Source organism: Agreia sp. (genome assembly GCF_964263775.1).
Taxonomy (GTDB): Bacteria; Actinomycetota; Actinomycetes; order Actinomycetales; family Microbacteriaceae; genus Agreia.
Genome location: NZ_CAXVWM010000211.1, coordinates 1 through 5005 on the forward strand (window position 1 = coordinate 1; position 5005 = coordinate 5005).

Below are 5005 nucleotides of genomic sequence, written 5' to 3' on the forward strand. Positions count from 1 at the left end.
CATTCACACAGTCGAACATACATTCGAACCGGTGTCAATCTACACGGACGGCGCCGCGCTGTCGCCCCGGCGCCGGTCGATATCCGCCACGGTGTAGTCGGCGAGAGGATTGCGCCCCAACTTATGTCTCAGCGCGGCGACGGCGAGGTGTCGGAAGTGCGTCGGCCTGGAGGCCCGTATGACACGCGCCCGCATTGCGTACGCGTCGACGTACGCCATGCGGGGCGCCCAGATCGGTCGCCGACGGCGCGTCGAGACCTTACTCGTCAGGTGCAGGAAACCCTGCACGGAACCGATGGCCGATGCGACGTCGACCCCGACGGAAATGGATGGCAAGGGCACGTCGCCCGTCTGGTCGTTCTGCAGCGTCACAAGACTGGTCAGGTCGGTGTAGGGCGGGATATACGGCAAGCAGCGGCTCAGGTCGACGCTCTGCTCGCTAATGCGATCGAGGTCGTCTTCTGCGGAAAGTCCCATGAAACGCTCGAAAGTCCAGGCGCTTCCGGGCGCGAACGACATGACCTGCGCCGCAAATCCCACGTTCATCACGAGCACGTCGGGGATGTTCTGGAGTCGCGCCTGACGGGCGATCATGGTGCCGATCTCGGGCCGCGTGAGTTCGGATTCATCGAAGACGAGATCGGCGCCCCGCATGAATTCGACCGTGTTGTCGCGGGTCGCTCCTTCTCGCCAGACATCCACCCGGGCCGCAGGGTTGACGTCGAGCACCGTCTCTCGGAAGACGTCGACCTTCGCTCGACCGATCGACGCGGTCTTCGCGCCCTCAACGCGGTTGACGTTCTCCCGCTCGAAGACCTCCGGGTCTGCGACGCTGAAAGACCCCACGCCCATGCGGGCGAGCTTGATTCCCAGCTGGAATCCGTCTCCCCCGACTCCGCCGATTGCCACGCGGCTGGATATCAACGCGCGTTGCTCCGCCTCGCTCCAAAAGCCGTAGTTTCGCGAGAACTCCGGCGACGAGACGGTCTTCATGCCTCGGCCCTAATCGCTTCGACGGCTCTGCGCGGCGCCCTGCCGAAATAGGCGAGCCCGGGGTGAGCTGCCTGGAACGCGCTGATGAACGAGTCATTGCGGGCGTTCACGCATACCGTCGATTCGGGGATGTCGATCTCGACGGGCACGTTGTAGTCAAGGTAGTGCGCGACGTAGCGAACGTCGCCAATGCGCTCGAGCGCGATGATGCTACGCAGGTGCCTCTCGAGCCACGGCTCGATGATCGCGAAGGTGCGACCGAGTCCGTGCAGCGGGATGTAGGCGAGCATGAGGGCGAACAGCTGCCACTGGATCAGGTCCTGGAACGCCGCCTTCTCGTGGCGCGCGATCACACGTGACACCTCGACCGCGGAGTCGAGGAGCGGTATCGATGTGAACGCGTCGGCGCAGAACTCCTCGATCGGAAGCGGCTGGTCGCCCCTGATGATGAGCCTCGACACGCCGACGATGCGAACGCCGGACTCGGCCTGCTCGAACACAGCGAAGGTAACCGAACGTCCATCGTCCTGGTCACGGTCGGTGCCGTCTTCATCGAGGTCGTCGGCGGCCAGCTGGGCGGTCTGGTCGACGTAGACGCGGCGACGCAGCTGGAAGTGCGCGGCGTATTCGTCTTCGAGTCCATCGACGGCCTTGCCGTCGATGGCGAGGATTCCGGCGCTGAGTCGCGCCTCCGGACTCGCGTCGAATACCGTGGACCTCGGCACTACAGGTATCACTTCGTGGTTCGACACACTGCGGTCAATGTGGGACATGCCGGGCGTCCTCACTATCTCGACGCAATCCGTTCAGTACCACTCCACGCCCCCAGATTCAGCACGACGACGCCGTGCACACCACCCCGGGCTCTTTCCGGGGCTGCTCCCTTGGGTTGCAGAACGCTCTGGCTGATCTGAGCATATGAGCACCACTCGCTTCACGCAAACTGCGTAGAATGTGAGGAGGATTGAGGGAAGCAGGACCAACGTGGCCGGCAAAGGTTTTTGGAATTCTGGTGCCGTCGTTCCAGATCGTCAGTCTGCAGCACGGCAAGGAGTCGTCGCCGCTGTGCTATCGCACATCGATGAGACAGGCATGACGGTGGGCATCGCCGAAGACGCCCTGGACGCTCTACTCGCAAACGCCGGGGTGAAGCGATCCGAGTTCGAGCGATCCTGGTCCACGCATCAGCAGTTCCTCGACGATGTGTTCCTCGCAATGGCCGAGAAGGCCCGGGAAGACCGCGCTGACACTCAGACCCTCCTGTCGACGTGGCAGTACCTCAGCTCGCGCACAGACGACCTGCAATCGCCGGGCGGACGCCGCCAGGTTCTGGTCGACGTCATCCGCACCGCAGCCGAATACAACTTCGGAGCCGTGACGGCCACGGGCGCCTGGCGGAGTTATGCCGGCCTGTCGGCGACCATCATGTCGTTCCCCGACCTCGAGACCAGGCAGCGCACGCTCGACGCACTCCGCGCGAGCGAGATGTCGTTCGTCGAGACCATGGAGATGTTCTATCGCAATGTGCTTCCGACCGTCGGCTACAGGCTGAAGCCGCATTTCGGCGGAGACTGGCAGCCGTTCGTCGTCGCTGCCGCTTCGGTCATCGAGGGCCTCGGTCTGATTCGCGCGTCCGTGCCCGCACTGGTCGAGCGCCCGCTCGAGATTCCAATCGGCGATACGGTCGAGCCGTGGTCGCTGGCATCGTTGTCGTTCATGGGCATCGTCGATGCCTTCATCGAGCCCGACCCCGACTACGAGCCCGATGAAGCCATCTCCCGTCTGAGCGGTGGAGTCGATGTGACGCCCTCGTCGAGCGAGGACTTGCAGGGGTACTGACCGCTCAATCCGACAGGTAGCCGTCTTCGGCGGCACGCCTCAGCAGGTCGTCGCGTGTTGCGACAGTGCGGCCGCTCGACGCGTAGATGGCCCGGATCTGTTTGAGCGCGCCTCTGACCCGTTCGAAGCGCACCCCCTCGATGAGTGCGATGTCGACGGTGCTTTGGCCGGTAGCGTAAAGCTTCAGAACCCGGCGCTGCCACTCGTCGAGCGTCGCGGGCGTGCTCTGGTCGACCTGAGGCGGCCGCGTCTTGCTGGCTTCCGCGCCGCCGAGAACACGACGGGCGGCATCCAGCACCGCCTCGGCCGGGCGTGACTTGGGAACGAAGGCATCGGCGCCCGCCTCGAGCGTGTTCGTCTCGGCATCCGGTCCCGCTTCGGTGCTCATGACAACGACGCGGGCGCCGGCATCGGTGCAAATGCGGATGCGCTCCGCCAGCGAAGACGGGGATTCGATCGTGCGGGCCATCAACACGACGTCGGGCGGAAACGTCGCGTGCGCGACGAGGCCCTCCCATGATCCTGACACGGCCACGACCTCGAAGTCGGGAGCATTCATCTCAATCCATTGGGCGAGGCCGTCGATAACGAGCACATGATCGTCGAGCAGCGCGATGGTGCGCCGCCGAGCGGTCACGAGATCACCGCCGTCGTGCCGGTCTTGCGGATGCGATCCATTGTCTGCCGGAAAGACTGGGGACGGCCGAAGAAGTAGCCTTGCGCGCTTCGGACTCCGAGCTCCACCATGACATCGACCACCTCCGCGCTCTCTATGCCCTCGACGACCATCGTGTAGTCAAGGTTGTCACCGAACCCCTGAAGCGCCTTGATCACCTCGCGCTGCCTCACATCGCCCAGGTCGTCGATGAGGCTCTTGTCGATCTTCAGGATGTCCATGGGAAAGCGTACGAGGGCGCCGACCGAGGAGTCGTCCGAGCCGTAGTCGTCGAGGGCGATGATGACGCCAGCATCCTGCATCACCTCGGCCTCGCGACGCAGGTCGTCGGTGACCGAGCGCAGCGAGCGCTCGTTCAACTCGATGCACAACGAGACGTTCGGATGTGATTGTGCGATGTCGCGGATGAAAGGACCCAAGTGATCCTCGCTGATCTGACCCAGCTCGAGATTCACTGTCATGCACGCGATACTGGGCTCAAACGCATGAAACTTCTCTGCGGCATCCATCGCCTTCACGATGATCTGCCGTGTCAACTCGTCCATGAGTCCGAGGCTCTTGGCTCGAGCGACGAGCGATGAGGGTGAGATGGGCCCGAGCTCAGGGTCGATGTAGCGAACGAGCGCCTCGAATGCCCAGATGCGCCCCTGGTCGATGCTGACGATCGGCTGAAACGCCAGCGTCAGCCGGTCCTCGGTGATCGCGCGGGCGACGATGTCGTTGGTTCGCGTCGAGCGGTGCGAGGCGATGTTGACGCTGCTGCCCTCGGCCGGTCCACCCTGACGCCTCGAACGCTTGACCTGGAGCATGCTGCGGTCGGCGTCGACGACGAGAAGCTGCGCGTCGATCTCCCGGTGACCCGAGAATGCGAGACCTGCGCTGACGACGGGTCTAAACTCCTGACCGTCGAGGGTCAGGGGCCTCCCGATGTCGTGAATGATCTCGTCTGCGAGCTCCTTGCTCTGCGCCACGGTCTGCAGTTCGGTCAGAATCGCGACGAACTCGTCACCGCCGATGCGTGAGACGAAGTCGCGGCCGCCTACCGAGTTGCGAAGCCGGGCCGCCACAGCCTTGAGCAGCTCGTCACCCGTGTGGTGACCGCGAGAGTCGTTCAGCCTCTTGAAGTTGTCGAGGTCGATGAACAGCACTGCGATGCCTGTGTGATACGACCTGTTCTCGTTGGCTTCGACCAACGCCGCCTGAAAGGCGCCGTAATTGGGAAGGCCCGTCAGCGGGTCGCTGTTGGCCCGGAGCTCGAGACTGTCGACGTCGTGCTGGATGCGCGCGGTCTCGCTCGCCATATGGGCGAGGGCGGTCAGAGCCTGCTCGTCTTCGCTTCCGAGGGGAAGGGCGCCGAGACGCCGCGACGCGACGATGTACTCGTCGACGCCGAATTCCAACCGCACCGGTGCACCGATCTCGCCCAGGCCGGGCGGGTCGTCGCGCACCTCTGCATCGCCCGCCTGCAGCACTGTCTGCGCGCGCACTTCGAGCGCA

General features: G+C 64.1%; 5 protein-coding genes. 1 reads left to right on the forward strand and 4 read right to left on the reverse strand.

Going from position 1 to position 5005, the window contains the following annotated elements; genetic code table 11:
* Nucleotides 1–39 precede the first annotated feature (39 nt).
* Nucleotides 40–993: a ThiF family adenylyltransferase gene (locus tag ACE5CZ_RS14795; RefSeq protein WP_374948088.1), complete on the reverse strand. Its 954-nt coding sequence runs from the start codon at nt 991–993 to the stop codon at nt 40–42.
* Nucleotides 990–1766 (reverse strand): hypothetical protein, encoded by a 777-nt coding sequence (locus tag ACE5CZ_RS14800; protein ID WP_374948089.1) that lies wholly within the window; start codon nt 1764–1766, stop codon nt 990–992. The genes ACE5CZ_RS14795 and ACE5CZ_RS14800 overlap by 4 nt, the downstream gene beginning before the upstream one ends.
* 292 nt (nt 1767–2058) lie before the next feature.
* Here ACE5CZ_RS14800 and ACE5CZ_RS14805 point away from each other — a divergent pair, with 292 nt between their 5' ends.
* The gene (locus tag ACE5CZ_RS14805) at nt 2059–2832 is read left to right on the forward strand and encodes a hypothetical protein (protein ID WP_374948090.1); all 774 of its coding nucleotides are present in this window, start codon (nt 2059–2061) and stop codon (nt 2830–2832) included.
* A gap of 4 nt (nt 2833–2836) precedes the next feature.
* On the opposite strand, the gene ACE5CZ_RS14810 is transcribed toward ACE5CZ_RS14805, so the two are convergent.
* Complete coding sequence (locus ACE5CZ_RS14810) at nt 2837–3469, reverse strand: DNA-binding response regulator (protein WP_374948091.1); 633 nt, start codon at nt 3467–3469, stop codon at nt 2837–2839.
* A partial coding sequence (locus tag ACE5CZ_RS14815) for a putative bifunctional diguanylate cyclase/phosphodiesterase (protein WP_374948092.1) occupies nt 3466–5005 on the reverse strand: 1540 nt, incomplete at its 5' end. The genes ACE5CZ_RS14815 and ACE5CZ_RS14810, both read right to left, overlap by 4 nt.